Origin of the sequence: Sphingomonas crusticola (assembly GCF_003391115.1) — a bacterium.
Classification (GTDB): Bacteria; Pseudomonadota; Alphaproteobacteria; order Sphingomonadales; family Sphingomonadaceae; genus Sphingomonas_I; species Sphingomonas_I crusticola.
In genome coordinates, this window is the sequence record NZ_QTJP01000001.1 from 1,299,956 (window position 1) to 1,315,860 (window position 15,905).

Genomic DNA, 15,905 nt, shown 5'->3' on the forward strand with positions numbered 1-15,905 from the left:
CGCTCGCAATGACAATTTGCCGCAGCGTTCGCGCCGCGGGTTGGCACCAGCCAATTGATCGCCTTCGCAACACCGCCACAGTCAGCGGCACCTCAGCCAACCGCCTTGATTTCGCAGGTGCAACAGACTATCTGACCCTCAGCACCAACGCATTCGTGTGTTCGGGCGAGCAGCGTGAACTTCCGCCATATGCGGGTCGTGCTTGCCGTGAGGTGCTGTAGCCAAGGGCTCCCCTTTCACGCGGGTCGTCTCGATGAACCCGCTTGTCGGCCGTCGGACATCTGTGTCCCGACGCATCGGCACGCGCACCGAAAGTGCATAATGACCAAATTTTCCGACCTCGGCCTTGCAGCGCCGCTGCAGCAGGCGCTCGCCGCCAAGGGCTATGACAAGCCGACGCCGATCCAGGCGCAGGCCATTCCCGCCGTCATGGAAGGCCGCGATCTGTGCGGCATCGCCCAGACCGGCACCGGCAAGACCGCCGCGTTCGCGCTGCCGTCGCTCCATCGCCTCGCCGCCGAATTCAAGCCGCGTCCGCCCAAGGGCTGCCGCATGCTGGTGCTGGCGCCGACGCGCGAGCTCGCCAGCCAGATCGCCGAGAGCTTCACCGCCTACGGCAAGAATCTTCGTCTGTCGGTGATGACGGTGTTCGGCGGCGTGCCGATCAACCGCCAGATGCGCCAGCTGCAGGCGGGCGTCGATATCCTGGTGGCGACGCCGGGCCGCCTGCTCGACCTGATCGACCAGCGCGCGCTGACGCTGCGCGATGTCGAGATCCTGGTACTCGATGAAGCCGATCAGATGCTCGACCTCGGCTTCATCCACGCGTTGAAGCGCATCCACCAGCTGGTGCCCAAGAAGCGCCAGACCCTGTTCTTCTCGGCGACCATGCCGAAGACGATCTCCGATCTCGGCGACAGCTTCCTGACCAACCCGGTCAAGGTCTCGGTCGCCCCTCCGGCGACCACCGCCGAGCGGGTCGAGCAGTTCATCACTTACGTCAATCAGGCCGAGAAGCAGGCATTGCTGACGCTGACGCTGAAGCGCGAGACGGTCGAGCGTGCGCTCGTCTTCACCCGCACCAAGCATGGTGCCGACCGCGTGGTGAAGCATCTCGTCGCCGCGGGCATCCCGGCCAATGCGATCCACGGCAATAAGAGCCAGCCGCAGCGCGAACGCGCTCTGGCCGAATTCAAGTCCGGCCTCGCCCCGATCCTGGTCGCGACCGATATCGCCGCGCGCGGCATCGACGTGTCGGGCGTGTCTCACGTCTTCAACTTCGAAATTCCCAACGTGCCCGAGCAATATGTCCACCGCATCGGCCGCACCGCGCGCGCCGGCGCCACCGGCCTCGCCATCTCCTATGTGGCGGATGACGAGCGGGCCTATCTGCGCGGCATCGAGAAGCTGACCCGCGTGCGTCCGACGATCGTGCCGCTGCCGGAGAATTTCCTCGCCGAGCAGGCCAAGCTGCCCAAGCCGGCCAAGTCCGACGACCGCCCCGACCGCCCGCACGGCCAGCGTCATGGCCAAGGCCAGCGTCGCGACGGCGGCGGCCGTTCCGACGGCGGCCGTGGCGGTGAACGTCCGGCCGGCGGTGCCCCCAAGCGCCACTTCGGCCCGCGCAAGGGTGCTCCCGGCGCCCATCGTGGCGCGGTGCGCAAGACGACTGCACGCTAAGACTGATTGCGTGGGGAGACGTGTTCTCCCCCACCATCGTCACCCCGAACTTGTTTCAGGGTCCATCGTGCCTCCGCTAGCGGAGTGGCTGTGACGCGATGGATGCTGAAACAAGTTCAGCATGACGAATTGAGGCAGGGCGGCTAACCGGCTTCCATGGCGCTCGACCTACTCGAACTCACCAAAGCCCTTATCGCTTGCCCAAGCGTAACCCCCGCCGATGCGGGCGCCCAAGGCGTGTTGGCGGAGGCGCTTCAATCTATCGGGTTTGCCGTACACCGCTTCACGAGCGGCAGCGCACCGGACGGCCCGATCCAGAATCTGTTCGCCATCCGCGGCGCCGGCGCCCCGTTCCTGGCCTTCGCCGGCCATAGCGACGTGGTTCCGCCCGGCGACGGCTGGACCGGATCCGCCTTTACCCCCCGTATCGAGAACGACCTGCTCTACGGCCGCGGCGCGGTCGACATGAAGGGTGCGCTCGCCGCCTTCGCCGCGGCGGCGGATCAGCTCCGCGACCATTCCGGCACGCTCGCCTTGATCGTCACCGGCGACGAAGAGGGACCGGCCACCTACGGCACCGCCGCGATCATCGATTGGATGCAGGCGCAGGGCTACACGCCCGATATGATCCTGGTCGGCGAACCGACATCGTCGGCGCGGCTTGGCGATACGATCAAGATCGGGCGGCGTGGATCGGTCAATATGTGGATCGAGGTGCCGGGCACGCAGGGGCATGTCGCCTACCCTCACCTCGCCGACAATCCGATCCCGGCACTCGCGCGCATCGTGACGAAATTGTCGGAGCTGGAGCTGGACCGGGGCAATGACTGGTTCCAGCCGTCCAACCTCGAGGTTACCGACGTCGATACGGGCAATGGCGCGACCAACGTCATCCCCGGCGCGGCGCGCGCGCGTATCAACATCCGTTTCAACGATCTCCAGCGCGGGGCGGACCGGGTCGAGCGCGTCAGAGCGATCGTCGCGGCCGAGGCGCCGGCGGCTAAAGTCGAAGCCCGTATATCGGGCGAGGCGTTCCTGACGCGACCCGGCGAATTTTCAGCGCTGATCAGCGATGCGATAGCCGAGATTACGGGTGTGGTGCCGGAGCTCTCGACCACCGGGGGCACGTCCGACGCGCGCTTTCTGTCGAAGCTGGCGCCGACGGTCGAGTTCGGGCTGATCAACGCGACCATGCATAAATTGGACGAGGCCGTCGCCATCCCCGATTTGCGCGCGCTGACCGAAATCTACGCCGCGATCATGCGCCGCGTCTTCGCCGCAGGATGAGGTAGAGCGCACCCGACCCGCCATGGCGGGGGTGGGCGTGGCGCACCGCCGCGATGCGGTCGCGATAGCCGGAGGTGCCGAGCCAGTCGCCGATACTGGCGCGAATCAGGCCGCGGCCCTTCGCTTCCGGCTTAGGCGGCTTCCCCGTGATGACCACCAGGACGCGGACATCGTCGGCCACCGCGCGGGCGAGGGCATGTTCGAGTGCGGATTGGGCACTGACGAGAGTGTGACCGTGGAGGTCGATCGTGCGCTCGGGTGCGACGCTGCCCTGGCGCAGGCGGCGGTCCCAGCCGCCGTCGAGCGTGTCGGTGGGAGGCCTAACCTCCGTTCGGGTCGAGCGCGGCCGAGACGGATTCTCGAGCGGAGCGAGAGGCCTCGGCTGCGCTCCCCGGGATCCCTCGACTTCACTCGGGGCGAATGGAGAGGATGGCGACGCGTCGCCCGGCGCAGCCCCCCGCCCATCCAGCGGCGTGACGGTCGCCGCGACGCGCGCCCACAGCGCGCGTTCTTCAGCGCTGAGGCGCGGTCCCGCCGGCATCGCGCTGCTCTTCCTGCATTTCGTGCCGGAGACGCGCGAGCGTGCCGCGCGGCACAAGGATCAGCATCTGCCCATGCGCCGACATGCCGCCGGCAGTGATGCGCGCGACCACGCCGGCACCCCAGAAGGTGTCGACGCGATTGGCGCCCTTGATCGCGCCGCCCGTATCTTGCGCAACCCACAGGCCGGTCACTTCCGGGCGGTCGGCGGACAGCCACAACGGAGCGCCCAAGGGAATGAAAGCGGGGTCGGCAGCGACGCTGACATGACCGACGACCGGTGCACCCATCGCACCCAGTGGCCCCGCGCCGGTCAGTTCGCGGAAGAAGACGAAGCTCTTATTCGCTTCGAGCAAAGACTGGGTCTGATCGGGATGGTCCGCCATATATTGCATGATGCCCTGCATCGACGTGGCGTAGCTGGTCCCGGGGCCGATCAGCCCCTGGTCGCGCATCATCTTGCCGATGCCGGTATATTCGCGCCCATTTTGCGAATCATAGCCGATCCGCATGACGCTGCCGTCGGGCAGGAGCAGCCGGCCCGAGCCCTGGATCTGCAGGAAGAAGAATTCAACCGGATCCTTGGCCCACGCGATCTCCAGGCCCTTGCCGGCGAGCGCGCCGGCATCGATCGCGGCGCGATCATAATAAGGCACCAACTGCCCGTCCTGCATCCGGCCGCGTGCCTTCTTGCCGGTAGCGATGCCGCCATTGGCGAGGCCGCTGTCCATCTCGACCAGATCGGGCGGACGCTTGTAGACGGGGACATCATAGCCGGGATCATGGGTGCGCGAGCCGGCAATCTCGGGCTCGTAATAGCCGGTGGCGAACAGCGCGCCGGATCCGACCAGCAATGTTTCGAACTGGCTTTGAAAGAAGGCGACCGGATCGGCGTCGGGAACGCCGGCCGCGGCGCAGGCCGGCGCCCACGCCCCAGGCTCGGTCAACCCGCTCACATCCTTGCGCTTCATCAGGGAGCGGCAGGAGGATTTGAACGCGGCCAAGGCAGCACCGGCCTGATCGGCAGTGAGATCCAGCGAAGAAACGGGCGGTCCAGCCGAAACGCCGGCCTCGGCCGCGGTTTTGGGCTTGGGGGGTTCGGGCGGAGGGGCTGGCCTAGCCGGCTGCTGGGCGCTGGGCGGGGCAGCCACGCTCAGCGGCTGACGGTGGGGCGTGGTCGAGCAGGCGGCGACCAACAGGGCCGCAACGAGCGCGAATCCAGCGCGGCTGAACGAACCTCCCCTCATCGGAAGGTCAGGCCGCCTCGTCGGTCTCGGTGAGCATCCAATTAGGATTGGTCGACTTGATCGTGCGGCTGAAGGTCCACACGTCATGGGTCGGCACCGCATCGGTCAGCGAACCGGCGACGACATTGCCGTCGCGGTCGCGCGTCACGGCCGCGACATCCGCTTCGAAGCGGATGCGGATATGGGCAACGCCATTTTCGACATTCGCGTCTTCGATCTGCGCCTGCTCGATCGAGATCAGGCGGTTGTCCAGCGTCTCGCCTTCCGCCTCGCGCGCCTGGATGGCGTGGGCGAAGGCGCCGGCAACATCGGCGTCGACCAGCTTGTCGAGCGTGGCCTGATCGCCGCGCCAATAGGCTTCGAGCACCATGCCGTAGGCCGATTTGGCGCCTTCGACGAAGCGGGCAACGTCGAATTGGGGATCGGCGGCGGCAATCGCGCGCAATCCGGCAGCCGCGCTGGCGGAAGCGGCCGGCTCCTGACCCACTGCAGGCGCGCGATCAGCATCGGGCGCCTTGACGACGACGTTACGCACGGTCGGCACGCTCTCCGGCTTCGCCAACGTCTGTTCGTGACCCGTGCGCTTTCCGAGCACGCTCCACAGCCGGAGCGCGACGAAGACGAATACCAGGGCAAGAACGATCAGCGTGGTCACCCGACCTCCAGGATTAAGCGCACCCAACATAGGGTGCCGCCCGCCAATCTGCAAACGGCGCGGCTGTAAGACGCGGCGCCGCGTCCCGGGTTCCGCATTGCCCTCTCCGGGTGGTGCTGCTAGCGGCTGGCCGCCCGCGGACCCCATGCAAGCGGTCCGCTCCAGACATTCAGGACTGAAACACCTTATGGCCGAGGACGATTTCAACGCAGCCCCCGAAGGCGCGCTGCCCAACGGAGCGGATAATGCGGCGCAGATCGGCCTGATCGCGCAATATGTGAAGGATCTGTCGTTCGAGAATCCGAACGCGCCCGCCGTCTATCAGGCGCAGGTCCAGCCGCAGATCGACGTGCAATTCCATATCGGCGTCGGGCCGGTGGCGGACGACGTGCACGAAGTGACCATGAAGATCGAGATCCGCGCGATCGGCGAGGCCAATGCGACGATGTTCGCGGTCGAGCTGGTTTATGCCGGCCTGTTCGGCGCGCGTAACGTCGATCCCGAGGCGCTTGCGCCGTTCCTCTACGCGGAAGCACCGCGCCTGCTGTTCCCGTTCGCGCGCCGAATCGTCGCCGAAGTCGTGCGCGACGGCAATTTCCCGCCCTTGCTGCTCGATCCGATCGACTTCGGCGCGATGTATCTGCAGCAGGCGCAGGCCGCGACCCAGCTGGCCGAGGGCGAGCCCGCCGGCGAGGCGTAAGCGAGAGCCGGGGGGAAAGCCGATGGGGCTCGCCCGCTCGCTGGGCTCGGTCGGCGGTCTGACCCTGGTCAGCCGCGTGCTGGCGCTGGTGCGCGACACGCTGCAGGCGACCTATGTCGGTGCAGGGTTTGCGTCGGACGCCTTCTACGTCGCGTTCAGGCTCCCCAATATGTTCCGCACCTTGTTCGCGGAAGGGGCGTTCGCGGGGGCGTTCGTGCCGATGTTCAACCGCAAGGTCGGCCCCAATGGCGAGATCGCCGTCGGCATCCGCTTCGCCGAGCAGGCGCTGGCGGTGCTGTTTCCGATCCTGCTGATCATGACCGTGCTGATGATCGCGGCCGCCTGGCCGCTGACCTGGGCGCTTGCCGGCGGTTTCGATCGCCAGCATCCGACCCACGACCAGTTCGCCTTCGCGGTCACGCTGTCGCGCATCACGATACCCTATCTGATGCTCATCAGCCTCGCGTCGCTACTGGGCGGGATCCTCAATTCGCTCGGCAAATTCTGGATCAACGCCGCCGCGCCCGTGCTGCTCAACGTGGCGATGGTGGGCGCCTTGCTGTTCTTCCACGGCGACAATTCCTATGCGACCGCCCGCGCGCAGGCGATCTCCATTCCCATCGGCGGCGCGCTTCAGCTCGCCTGGCTGGTATTTGCCTGCCAACAAGCGGGCGTCAGCATGCGGCTGCGACGGCCGCGACTGGATGACGATGTGCGCCGGCTGATCAAGCTGATCCTGCCGGCCGCCGCCGGCGCGGGTGCATCGCAGATCAACCTTGCCATCTCGACCTCGCTCGCCGGCGGCCTGCTCGCGGCAGGCTCGATCTCGGTGATCAATTATGCGGACCGGTTGAACCAGCTTCCGCTCGGCATGATCGGCATCGGTCTCGGCACGGTATTGCTGCCGACCATATCCCGCCTGCTCACGAGCGGGCGGGAAGCCGAGGCGATGGAGACGCAGAATCGCGGCATTGAGATTGCCCTGTTCCTGACGCTGCCGGCGACCGCCGCCTTCATCTTTGCGTCCGAACCGCTGGTACGCGGCATATTCCAGCACGGCGCCTTCCACGCGGGCGACACGATCCGGGTCGCCTGGGCGCTGAGCGCCTTCTCAACCGGCCTGCCCTCCTACGTCCTCGTCAAGGTGCTGACGCCGGGCTTCTATGCGCGTGCGGACATGCGCACGCCGGTGCGCTACGCGATCATTTCTGTCGGCGTGAATATCGTCCTCAACTTCATATTGATTCCCACGATCGGCACGGCCGGACCGCCGCTGGCGACCGCCATATCCTCGAGCGTGAACGTGGCGATGCTGTATTGGACGTTGCGGCACCGCGGCCATTTTGCCCCCGATGCCCAGCTTCGCCGCCGCATCCCGCGCCTGGCGCTGGCGGCGCTGCTGATGGGCGGCGTGCTCTATTGGCTGGGGCCAAGCGCCGATCCCTATCTGACGCGATCACTGGCCGTGCGGGTTACCGCGCTGGCGGTCCTGTGCGGCGGCGGCGGGCTGGTTTACGTCGTCGCCTGTTTCCTCACCGGCGCGTTCCGGCGCGAGGATCTGAAGCTGCTCGCCCGCCGTCGCTAAGCCGTTACGGCACGCGAACCATCATATTCCTTGCCCGCTTTGTCGCCTTCAAAGGCACCTGCCAGGCCCGGATGCGTTATTAGGTGCGCTAGAACATGGAGGGAATACCCATGCGTAATCTTATGATTGGCGCGGCGATCGCGATGGCCCCGGCCGCGTTGCTCGCCCAAAGCACCACCACCACGTCGACCACCACGCCGGCGACGCCGCCGGCGACCAGCTCGACGACGACCACCACGAGTGGCGACCCGGCGCTGCCGTCAACCTCATCGACGACCACCACCACGGCCGATCCGGCGCTGCCGGCGACGTCCGCCACGACGACGACCACCACCGGTGATCCGATGACCAACACGACCACGACCAGTCAGAAGACCACCACCGACCCGGTCACCGGCACCACCAAGACGAAGACGAAGACCAAGACCAAGCCCTGGTAGGCTTCGGCTGATCCGCGGGCCTGCGGGCTCGCGGATCACACTGCTTTTTCGCTAATGCGTCTTGGGCTAAGCCCGGGCGATGCCGCTGCGCCTGGCCCTGCCAATCCTGTCCTTTCTGCTCGCGTCCCTGCTGCCGCAGGCCGTCGCCGCCCGCCTGCAATCGGGCGAGGTCCACGTGTGGGAAATGCAGGAGATACGCTTTGAGGCGGCCCGCCTTTATGCCAATCCTTATGCGGACGTCGATTGCTGGATCGAGCTGGAAGGGCCGCACTTCAAAAAGCGCGTTTATGGCTTCTGGGATGGCGGGCGCAGCTTCAAGGTGCGTTTCGTCGCGACCGAACCCGGCGCATGGCATTGGGTGTCCGGCTCCAACCGACGCGATGATAGCGGGCTCAATGGCGGCGCCGGCAAGCTTAACGCGGTGGCCTGGACGGCGGCCGAACTCGGCGAGAATGCCAACCGGCATGGCTTCGTTCGTGCCGACGGCAAAGGTCATGCTCTGCGATATGCCGACGGCACGCCCTTCTTCCTGACGGGCGACACCTGGCTCGCCGCCTCGACCTGGCGGCTTCCTTTCCGCGGCGCAACGCCCGCGCCGGACTATATTCCCGCCGAAGGAATCAGCTTCGAGGAGGCGGTCGCCTGGCGGAAGCGGCAGGGCTTCAATTCGATATCCTTCATTTCCGCCTTTCCCAATTGGGCGGCCGACAATCACGGCGCCACCTTCGCCGACAAGAAGGGCGTGTTCCTGCGCAATGCGTGGGAGAAGTTCGGCACCTGGGCGCCGAACGCCCAGATCTCGACCGCCGACGGCGCGCTGACCACCGCCAAGAATATGGAAGATGAGGCGGGCAATGTCGCCTTCGCGATCGCGCCGGACCATGACGGCATGGCCGATTTCGACCGGATCAATCCGGCCTATTTCCAGAGCCTCGATCGCAAGATGCACTATCTAGCAGGCCAGGGGTTCGTACCCTTCCTGGAGCCGATCCGGCGCGATGCCGCGCCGGCGTGGAAGGCCTATTTCGATTTTAACCAATCCTACGCGCGCTACGTCCAATATCTGATCGCGCGTTACGGCGCATACAACGCGATCTTCAGCGGCATCCATCTCGACTGGATTCCGAAGGACCTCAGCCTGACCGCCGACGATTTCAACGCGGCGCTGACCTATCATCTGCGCAAATATGGTCCGCCGCCGTTCGGCCAGCCCGTGACCACCCTGATCGATCGCTCGACCTTCAAGGCGTTTGGCCATGGCGACCATGCGCCGTGGCTGACAATGCATACGGTCGGCAACAATCCCCGCAATCATGCGATCTACGGATCGATCGAGGAGCTGTTCCGACTCCAGCCGCCCTATCCCGCCGCCAATCTCGAGCCTTATTACACCGGCTGGAACCACGCCATTAACCGCCCGGGCGGTGAGACGCCGGAGGAGAATAGCGACCGCGACAATTATTTCGCACGGGCGATGATGTATGGCTCGGTTCTGTCGGGTGCGCTTGCCGGCCATGTCCATGGCACCGCCGCTTACGACGTGACCAGCACCGGCGAAGCGGAAGGCTGGCGTCCCTATATCTGGACGGCGCTGCGCTACACGTCCGGCGCCCAGATGCAGTATCTGAAGCGCTTCGTCCTGTCGGAAGGGGCGCGCTATCAGGCGCTCGAGCTGGCCAGCCAGGACATTCGCCCGCGCAGCACGACGCAAGCCCACGGCGATGGCCTCGACGGTTGGTCGTTCATGATGCGCACGCCGGCGAAGGATTTCGCGCTGCTCTATTTCGAGCACCAGGCGCTGCGGCCGCAATTGGCGGGTTTCACGGCGAAGGCGCGCTACACTTGGCTATGGTACGATACGCGCAATGGCGAATGGTCGAAGCCGGTGACCGTGCGCGCCGACGCTGCCGGCCAACTCTCGGCCCCCGCCTTTCCGGCCGGCGGATCGACAGGCCAGGACGTGGCGGCCAAGATCCTCGCCGCACCGTGACCTGCTTGACCTGACCGCGCCGCTGCCCGAAGGCGCCGCATCATGCGCACCCTTTCCGGCATCCAGCCTACCGGCAACCTCCATCTCGGCAATTATCTGGGGGCGATCCGCAACTGGGTCCGCATGCAGGATGCGATGGCCAAAGATGGCGGGGAGTGCTTCTTCTTCCTCGCCGACCTGCATGCGATCAGCCAATATCAGGATCCGGCCGAACTCCGCCGCGGCATCCGCGAGATGGCGGCGGCATTGATCGCCTGCGGTGTCGATCCGACCCGCGCGACCTTGTTCCGCCAGCGCGACGTGCCGGCGCACAGCGAGCTTGCCTGGCTGCTTAACGGGACGGCGCGGGTCGGCTGGCTCAACCGCATGACCCAGTTCAAGGACAAGTCCGGCAAGAATCGCGAGGGCGCGTCGGTGGCGCTCTATACCTATCCGGTGCTGCAGGCGGCAGACGTGCTGCTCTACCAGGCGACACATGTGCCGGTCGGCGACGACCAGAAGCAGCATCTGGAACTGGCGCGCGACATCGCGACCAAGTTCAACACCGATTACGGCGTCGAGCTGTTCACCCTACCCGAGCCGATCATCCCGCCGGCCGCTGCGCGGATCATGTCATTGCGCGACGGCGCGGCGAAGATGTCGAAATCCGATCCGTCGGATATGAGCCGGGTTAACCTGGCGGACGATCCCGACCTGATCGCGCAGAAGATCCGCAAGGCGAAGACCGACCCCGAACCGTTGCCGGACGATCCCACTGTGCTGGATGCACGGCCGGAGGCGAAAAACCTTGTCACGATCTATGCGGCGCTCGCTGACGAAACGGTGGCGGACGTGCTGGCGCGCTTTGCCGGGCAGGGATTTGGCGCCTTCAAGCCGGCACTGGCGGAACTGACAGTGGAGAAGCTGCGTCCGATCGGTCAGCGCTTCGCCGAATTGCAACGCGACGCGCCCGAACTCGACCTTTTGCTCAAGGTCGGCGCGGAAAAAGCGGCGGCAGTTGCCGCACCCACCCTTGCGGGCGCATATGCGGCAATGGGACTATAAGCGGGAATGCGACCGGCGGAGCAACTGATCGCACTTTCGCAACGTTCAATCGCGGTTCACTAACAAGAGCTTAGCTTCGCGTTTCGAAGCTTTTTCGGGACAACAGACAATGTCTTTCCGCCGCACGATCCTCACCGTTGCCGCCCCTTTCGCATTGCTGCTCACCAGCGCGTGCGCCACGTCGTTCCGGGCCGACGTTTCACGCTTTCAGATGATGCCCGCGCCCCAAGGGCAGAGCTTCGTCGTGCAGGCGGCCGATCCGCGCAAGCAGAACGGTATCGAGTTTCAGAATTACGCCCAGCTCGTCAGCTCGCGCCTGACGGCGCTGGGCTATCGCCAGGCGGAAGGCGATGCCAAGCCGACCTTCGTCGTGTCGATGGATTATGGCGTCGACAATGGCCATGAGAAGATCGTCACCACGCCCGGCATCGGCCCGTCGTGGGGCTGGGGTCCGTACGGCTCGTGGGGCGTCGGCTATCGCCGCGGCTTCCGCGGCGGTCTGTACGGCCGCGGCTTCTATTATGGCTGGCAGGATCCGTTCTGGTACGATCCGTTCGGCTATCCTCAGGTCAACAGCTACACCTATTATGTCAGCCAGCTCGAGCTGAAGATTCGTCGCACTGCCGATGGCCAGGCCCTGTTTGAAGGTCGCGCGCGCGCTCGTTCGACCGATCAGGCGCTGCCCCGTCTGGTTCCGAACCTGGTCGAGGCGATGTTCGCCGGTTTCCCGGGCCGCTCGGGCGAGGACGTGATGATCACCATCCCGCCGCCACCCAAGGGCGGAGAAGCGCCCGCGCCGGCAACGATCCGCCCGACGCGCAACCGCTAAGCCGTCTCTCCGGCATCGGCAGCGCGCCTTGCACGGAGCCTGATCCACGTCGGCGGTGGAAGCGTAGGGCGCTTCCACCGCCGACGATCAGGCTCTAGACCCGCCCGATGCCGCGCGAGATCACTGCTTTTTCCAACCCGCTGATCAAGCGGGTGCGCGGCCTGCGCGACAAGCGTCACCGCCGCGAAGAAGGGCTGTTCCTCGCCGAGGGGCTGCGCATCCTCGCCGAAGCCGAGGAAGCGGGCACGCTTCCTGAACTCTTCTTCTATGCCGTCGACAGTGCCCGCCATCCGATCGTGCAACGGCTGATCGGCAAGGTCGAGGCGCAGGGTGGCGAGGCGATCGAAACCAGCCGCGACATCCTCCACAAACTGTCCGGCAAGGACAATCCGCAGGTGGTGCTGGGCGTGTATCGCCAGTTCGACACCAGCCTCGCGCGCATCGATCGCACCACGTCAGGCATCTGGCTGGTGGCGCAGGCGATACGAGACCCCGGAAATCTCGGGACGATGCTGCGCACCGGCGACGCGGTCGGCGCCGGCGGGCTGATCCTGATCGACGACACGGTCGACCCGTTTTCGGTGGAGGCGGTGCGCGCGAGCATGGGAGCGATGTTCACGCAGACGATCGCACAGGCATCATGGGAGGAATTTCTCCCCTGGTTGCGCGGCGGCGAGGGGCAGTTGGTTGGGCTGAGCCTTGAGGCGAGCGAGGATTATCGCAGACCAAAATATGCCCCGCCTACTTTCCTGCTGGTCGGCAACGAAGCGCAGGGCCTGCCTGCCGATTATGCCGCAGCGTGCGATGTCCGCGTCAAGATTCCGATGCTGGGCAAAGCCGACAGCCTCAACGCCGCCATTTCCTGCGCGGTCATGGCCTATCAGGTGCTCGCCCAGCGCAAGCCGCTTACCGGAGGACAGGGCATTTCCGCGCGATGACCGGCCTTGCCCCGCTCCTAACAGGCGAATTGCCGTACGTCAGGCGCCGTATTTCTTCTCGCATGCCGCAACGAAAGCGGGCGGCTGACCCAGCTTGGTGGCGGTAGCCAATGCCTCGGCGCGCTTGGCATTAAGCTCGTCGCCATTGCCGATGCCGGCCGCGCGCAAAGCTGGGGTCATCGAAACGTCGAGCTTGCCGGTGAGCACCCCATAGCGGTTGGCCGCCTCCGCATAGCTCGACCCTTGATCGGCGAGCGCCTTGCGCAGGAAATCGGCCATCGCATAGCATTCGAGCATGGCGTCGACCGGCTTGGGCGGCAGCACCGGCTGCGCCACCTGCGTCGCCGGGAAGGCAGTCGCGCAACCGGGGCGCAACGTCTGCCATTTGCCCTTGATGGTCGTGTCGAACAAAGCCGGCATCCGCTTGGAGACGGCATTGACCTTGTCCTTGTCGAACGACTTGCCTTCGGATGCGTAGAGCATCGCATAATGGAGGATGCGTCCCTGCGCGTCGGCCGGCAGGTCGCCCTTGAAGCCGGCGGTCTCGCGTTCGCTGGCCGCTGCGATCACGCCGCAAGTAGCCGCCAGCTCGACCGGATCCGCCGGCAGCTCCGCCGTCTTCTTACCGCAGCCGACCAGCAGCATTGCCGCCATCGCCGTCGTCGCCATCACCTTGCGCATGCCCACCTCGAACTCGTTTCGCTGCCGCAATATACGCCCGGAAGCCGGTTCGGTTGCCAAAGCCCTTCCCCCCGCGCCGCAGAGCGGTAGGTTGCAGCGATGCATCGTTACGATCGACCGCTCATCGCCGTCGCTCTCTGCCTCGCCGCGCTGGCGGGCTTTGTGGATGCGCTCGGTTTCCTCAGCATGGGCGGCTTCTTTGTCTCCTTCATGAGCGGCAACACAACGCATTTGGCGGTGGCGATCGGATCGGTTGACCCTGCGCCGGCCTGGCGCGCCGCAACGCTGATAATCGCCTTCATCGCCGGCGTGATGGCGGGCACACTCGTCGCCCACGCCGTGCCGTTTCAGCGCAAGCCCGCGGTGCTGGCGGCGGTGACATTGCTGCTGACTGCCGCCGCCCTGTGCCACATGCTGCAATTCGATCAGGCAGCGCTGCTGCTGACCGCCGTAGCCATGGGGGCAGAGAATGGCGTTTTCCAGCGGGACGGCGAGGTCACCATCGGCGTCACCTACATGACCGGCACGCTGGTCCGCTTTGCCCAGCGCGCGGCGTTGGCGCTGGTCGGGGGCGATGGCCGGGGATGGCCGTCTTATCTGCTGCTATGGCTCGGCTTCATCGCGGGCGCGCTAGTGGGCACAGGCATCTTCCTGCTGACGGGTCTGAACGCGCTGTGGATCGCAGCCGGCATTTGCGCGGTCATGACGGCAACGGTCGCGCGGCTGGTCAGGATTCGCTGAAGCGGCGCCATGCTGTAACCGGCCGCTGCCGATCACGCTGCATCGAGCTGGGACGCTTTGCCGCTGCCTAAATGTGGATCGGCTTGCCAGTGACCGCCATCGCCGCTTCCTTGATCGCTTCCGAATGGGTCGGATGGGCGTGGCAGGTATAGGCAATGTCCTCGCTGGTGGCGCCGAACTCCATCGCTTGCGCGGCCTGGGCGATCATCGTGCCGGCGAGCGTGGCAATGATCCATACGCCGAGCACGCGATCGCTTTCGGCGTCGGCGATGATCTTCACGAAGCCGTCGGGCTCGTGATTGGTCTTGGCGCGGCTGTTGGCCAACATCGGGAATTTGCCGACCTTGACCGGCCCGCGCTCCTTGGCCTGCTCTTCGGTCAGGCCGACGCCCGCAATCTCCGGCGTGGTGTAGACCACGCTGGGAATGACGTCGTGGTTCACGATGCCGGTCAGGCCGGCGATATTCTCGGCGACGGCGATGCCTTCATCCTCGGCCTTGTGCGCAAGCATCGGGCCGGGGACGACGTCGCCGATCGCCCAGATGCCGGGCACGGCCGTTCCGAAATCGTGATCGATCTCGATCTGGCCGCGCTGGTTGACGGCGAGACCCGCCTTGTCGAGCGCAAGCCCATCCGTGTTGGCGCGGCGGCCGATCGCGACCAGCACCACGTCCGCCTCGATCGTCTCCGCGGTGCCGCCGGCCGACGGCTCGACCGTCAGGACCGCGCCCTCGCCGGAGCGCTCGACCTTGGTGACCTTGGTCGACAGGCGAAGCTCCATACCTTGCTTCTTGAAGATCTTGTTGGATTCCTTGCGGACCTCGGCATCCATGCCCGGCAGGATCTGATCGAGGAATTCGACCACCGTGACCTTCGCACCGACGCGGCGCCAGACCGAGCCGAGCTCCAGCCCGATCACGCCGCCGCCGATCACGACCATATGCCCCGGCACCTTCGGTAGCTCCAGCGCGCCGGTCGAATCGACGACGACCTGCTGATCGATCTCGACACCTGGCAGCGGGGTCACTGACGAGCCGGTGGCGATGACGATATTCTTGGCGCGGACGGTACGATCGCCGATCCTGACCGTGTCCGCGCTTTCGAAGGCGGCATGGCCCTTGAGCCATTCGACCTTGTTCTTCTTGAATAGGAATTCGACGCCGCCGGTCAGCTGCTTGACCGCGTCGATGCGCTGGGCGTGCATCGCGTCGAGATCGAGGCTCATGCCGTCGATCTTGAGGCCGAGCTTGGCGAGCTTGCCCGAAGCGGCTTCGTCATAGAGTTCCGAGGCGTGCAGCAGCGCCTTTGACGGAATACAGCCGACATTGAGGCAGGTGCCGCCCAGCGTCGCGCGGCTTTCGGCGCAGGCGGTCTTCAGCCCGAGCTGTGCGGCGCGGATTGCCGCGACGTATCCGCCGGGACCGGAGCCGATCACCAGGACGTCGAAATCATAGTCCGCCATTCAAAACTCCGTTCGCCCCGAGCTTGTCGAAGGGCTGACTTTCTTGGTTCCGTTCAAGGAAGAAGTACGCGGCGTCGACAAGCTCA

15 protein-coding genes are annotated in these 15,905 nt (G+C 65.7%); 10 read left to right on the top strand and 5 right to left on the bottom strand.

The genetic code is table 11. The annotated features are described in order from the left end of the window. The first annotated feature begins 321 nt into the window (after positions 1-321). Both DX905_RS06095 and dapE read left to right on the top strand, forming a co-directional pair. The gene (locus tag DX905_RS06095; protein ID WP_116090552.1) at positions 322-1,680 is read left to right on the top strand and encodes a DEAD/DEAH box helicase; all 1,359 of its coding nucleotides are present in this window, start codon (positions 322-324) and stop codon (positions 1,678-1,680) included. 156 nt (positions 1,681-1,836) lie between these two features. Beyond that, a complete protein-coding gene (dapE, locus tag DX905_RS06100; protein ID WP_116090553.1) occupies positions 1,837-2,967 on the top strand; it encodes a succinyl-diaminopimelate desuccinylase in 1,131 nt (376 codons plus the stop codon). Here dapE and DX905_RS06105 read toward each other — a convergent pair. Genes DX905_RS06105 through DX905_RS06115 form a run of 3 tightly spaced genes read right to left on the bottom strand, consistent with a single transcriptional unit; the run spans position 2,939 to position 5,409 of the window. Continuing rightward, positions 2,939-3,508: a Smr/MutS family protein gene (locus DX905_RS06105; RefSeq protein WP_116090554.1), complete on the bottom strand. Its 570-nt coding sequence runs from the start codon at positions 3,506-3,508 to the stop codon at positions 2,939-2,941. The two genes, dapE and DX905_RS06105, sit on opposite strands and share 29 nt — an antisense overlap. Next, complete coding sequence (gene mltA, locus DX905_RS06110; RefSeq protein ID WP_116090555.1) at positions 3,480-4,754, bottom strand: murein transglycosylase A; 1,275 nt, start codon at positions 4,752-4,754, stop codon at positions 3,480-3,482. Before mltA ends, DX905_RS06105 begins: the two co-directional genes overlap by 29 nt. Positions 4,755-4,761: 7 nt before the next feature. Then, positions 4,762-5,409 (bottom strand): Tim44/TimA family putative adaptor protein, encoded by a 648-nt coding sequence (locus DX905_RS06115; protein WP_116090556.1) that lies wholly within the window; start codon positions 5,407-5,409, stop codon positions 4,762-4,764. A gap of 187 nt (positions 5,410-5,596) precedes the next feature. Here DX905_RS06115 and secB point away from each other — a divergent pair, with 187 nt between their 5' ends. The 7 genes from secB (at position 5,597) to DX905_RS06150 (ending at position 12,935) form a co-directional block, all read left to right on the top strand. Next, positions 5,597-6,109 (top strand): protein-export chaperone SecB, encoded by a 513-nt coding sequence (secB, locus tag DX905_RS06120; protein ID WP_116090557.1) that lies wholly within the window; start codon positions 5,597-5,599, stop codon positions 6,107-6,109. Between the two features lie 22 nt (positions 6,110-6,131). Beyond that, entirely contained in the window at positions 6,132-7,694 is a 1,563-nt protein-coding gene (gene murJ / locus DX905_RS06125) for a murein biosynthesis integral membrane protein MurJ (RefSeq protein WP_116090558.1), read from the top strand. Positions 7,695-7,804: 110 nt separating this feature from the next. After that, complete coding sequence (locus DX905_RS06130) at positions 7,805-8,134, top strand: hypothetical protein (RefSeq protein ID WP_162875488.1); 330 nt, start codon at positions 7,805-7,807, stop codon at positions 8,132-8,134. Positions 8,135-8,213: 79 nt separating this feature from the next. Then, on the top strand, positions 8,214-10,124 hold the full coding sequence (locus DX905_RS06135) for a DUF5060 domain-containing protein (protein ID WP_116090560.1): 1,911 nt from the start codon (positions 8,214-8,216) through the stop codon (positions 10,122-10,124). A gap of 42 nt (positions 10,125-10,166) precedes the next feature. After that, entirely contained in the window at positions 10,167-11,168 is a 1,002-nt protein-coding gene (trpS, locus tag DX905_RS06140; protein WP_116090561.1) for a tryptophan--tRNA ligase, read from the top strand. Between the two features lie 109 nt (positions 11,169-11,277). After that, the gene (locus DX905_RS06145; RefSeq protein ID WP_116090562.1) at positions 11,278-11,997 is read left to right on the top strand and encodes a DUF4136 domain-containing protein; all 720 of its coding nucleotides are present in this window, start codon (positions 11,278-11,280) and stop codon (positions 11,995-11,997) included. Positions 11,998-12,104: 107 nt separating this feature from the next. Continuing rightward, positions 12,105-12,935: a TrmH family RNA methyltransferase gene (locus tag DX905_RS06150; protein ID WP_116090563.1), complete on the top strand. Its 831-nt coding sequence runs from the start codon at positions 12,105-12,107 to the stop codon at positions 12,933-12,935. 39 nt (positions 12,936-12,974) lie between these two features. Here DX905_RS06150 and DX905_RS06155 read toward each other — a convergent pair whose 3' ends face one another. Then, entirely contained in the window at positions 12,975-13,616 is a 642-nt protein-coding gene (locus DX905_RS06155) for a hypothetical protein (RefSeq protein ID WP_162875489.1), read from the bottom strand. A 99-nt stretch (positions 13,617-13,715) separates the two neighbouring features. Between DX905_RS06155 and DX905_RS06160 the strand changes: the two genes are divergently transcribed. Continuing rightward, positions 13,716-14,357 carry a YoaK family protein gene (locus DX905_RS06160; protein WP_116090565.1) on the top strand — a complete coding sequence of 214 codons (642 nt, stop codon included), beginning with the start codon at positions 13,716-13,718 and terminating at the stop codon, positions 14,355-14,357. A gap of 67 nt (positions 14,358-14,424) precedes the next feature. Here DX905_RS06160 and lpdA read toward each other — a convergent pair whose 3' ends face one another. After that, positions 14,425-15,819: a dihydrolipoyl dehydrogenase gene (lpdA, locus tag DX905_RS06165; RefSeq protein ID WP_116090566.1), complete on the bottom strand. Its 1,395-nt coding sequence runs from the start codon at positions 15,817-15,819 to the stop codon at positions 14,425-14,427. Positions 15,820-15,905: the final 86 nt, after the last annotated feature.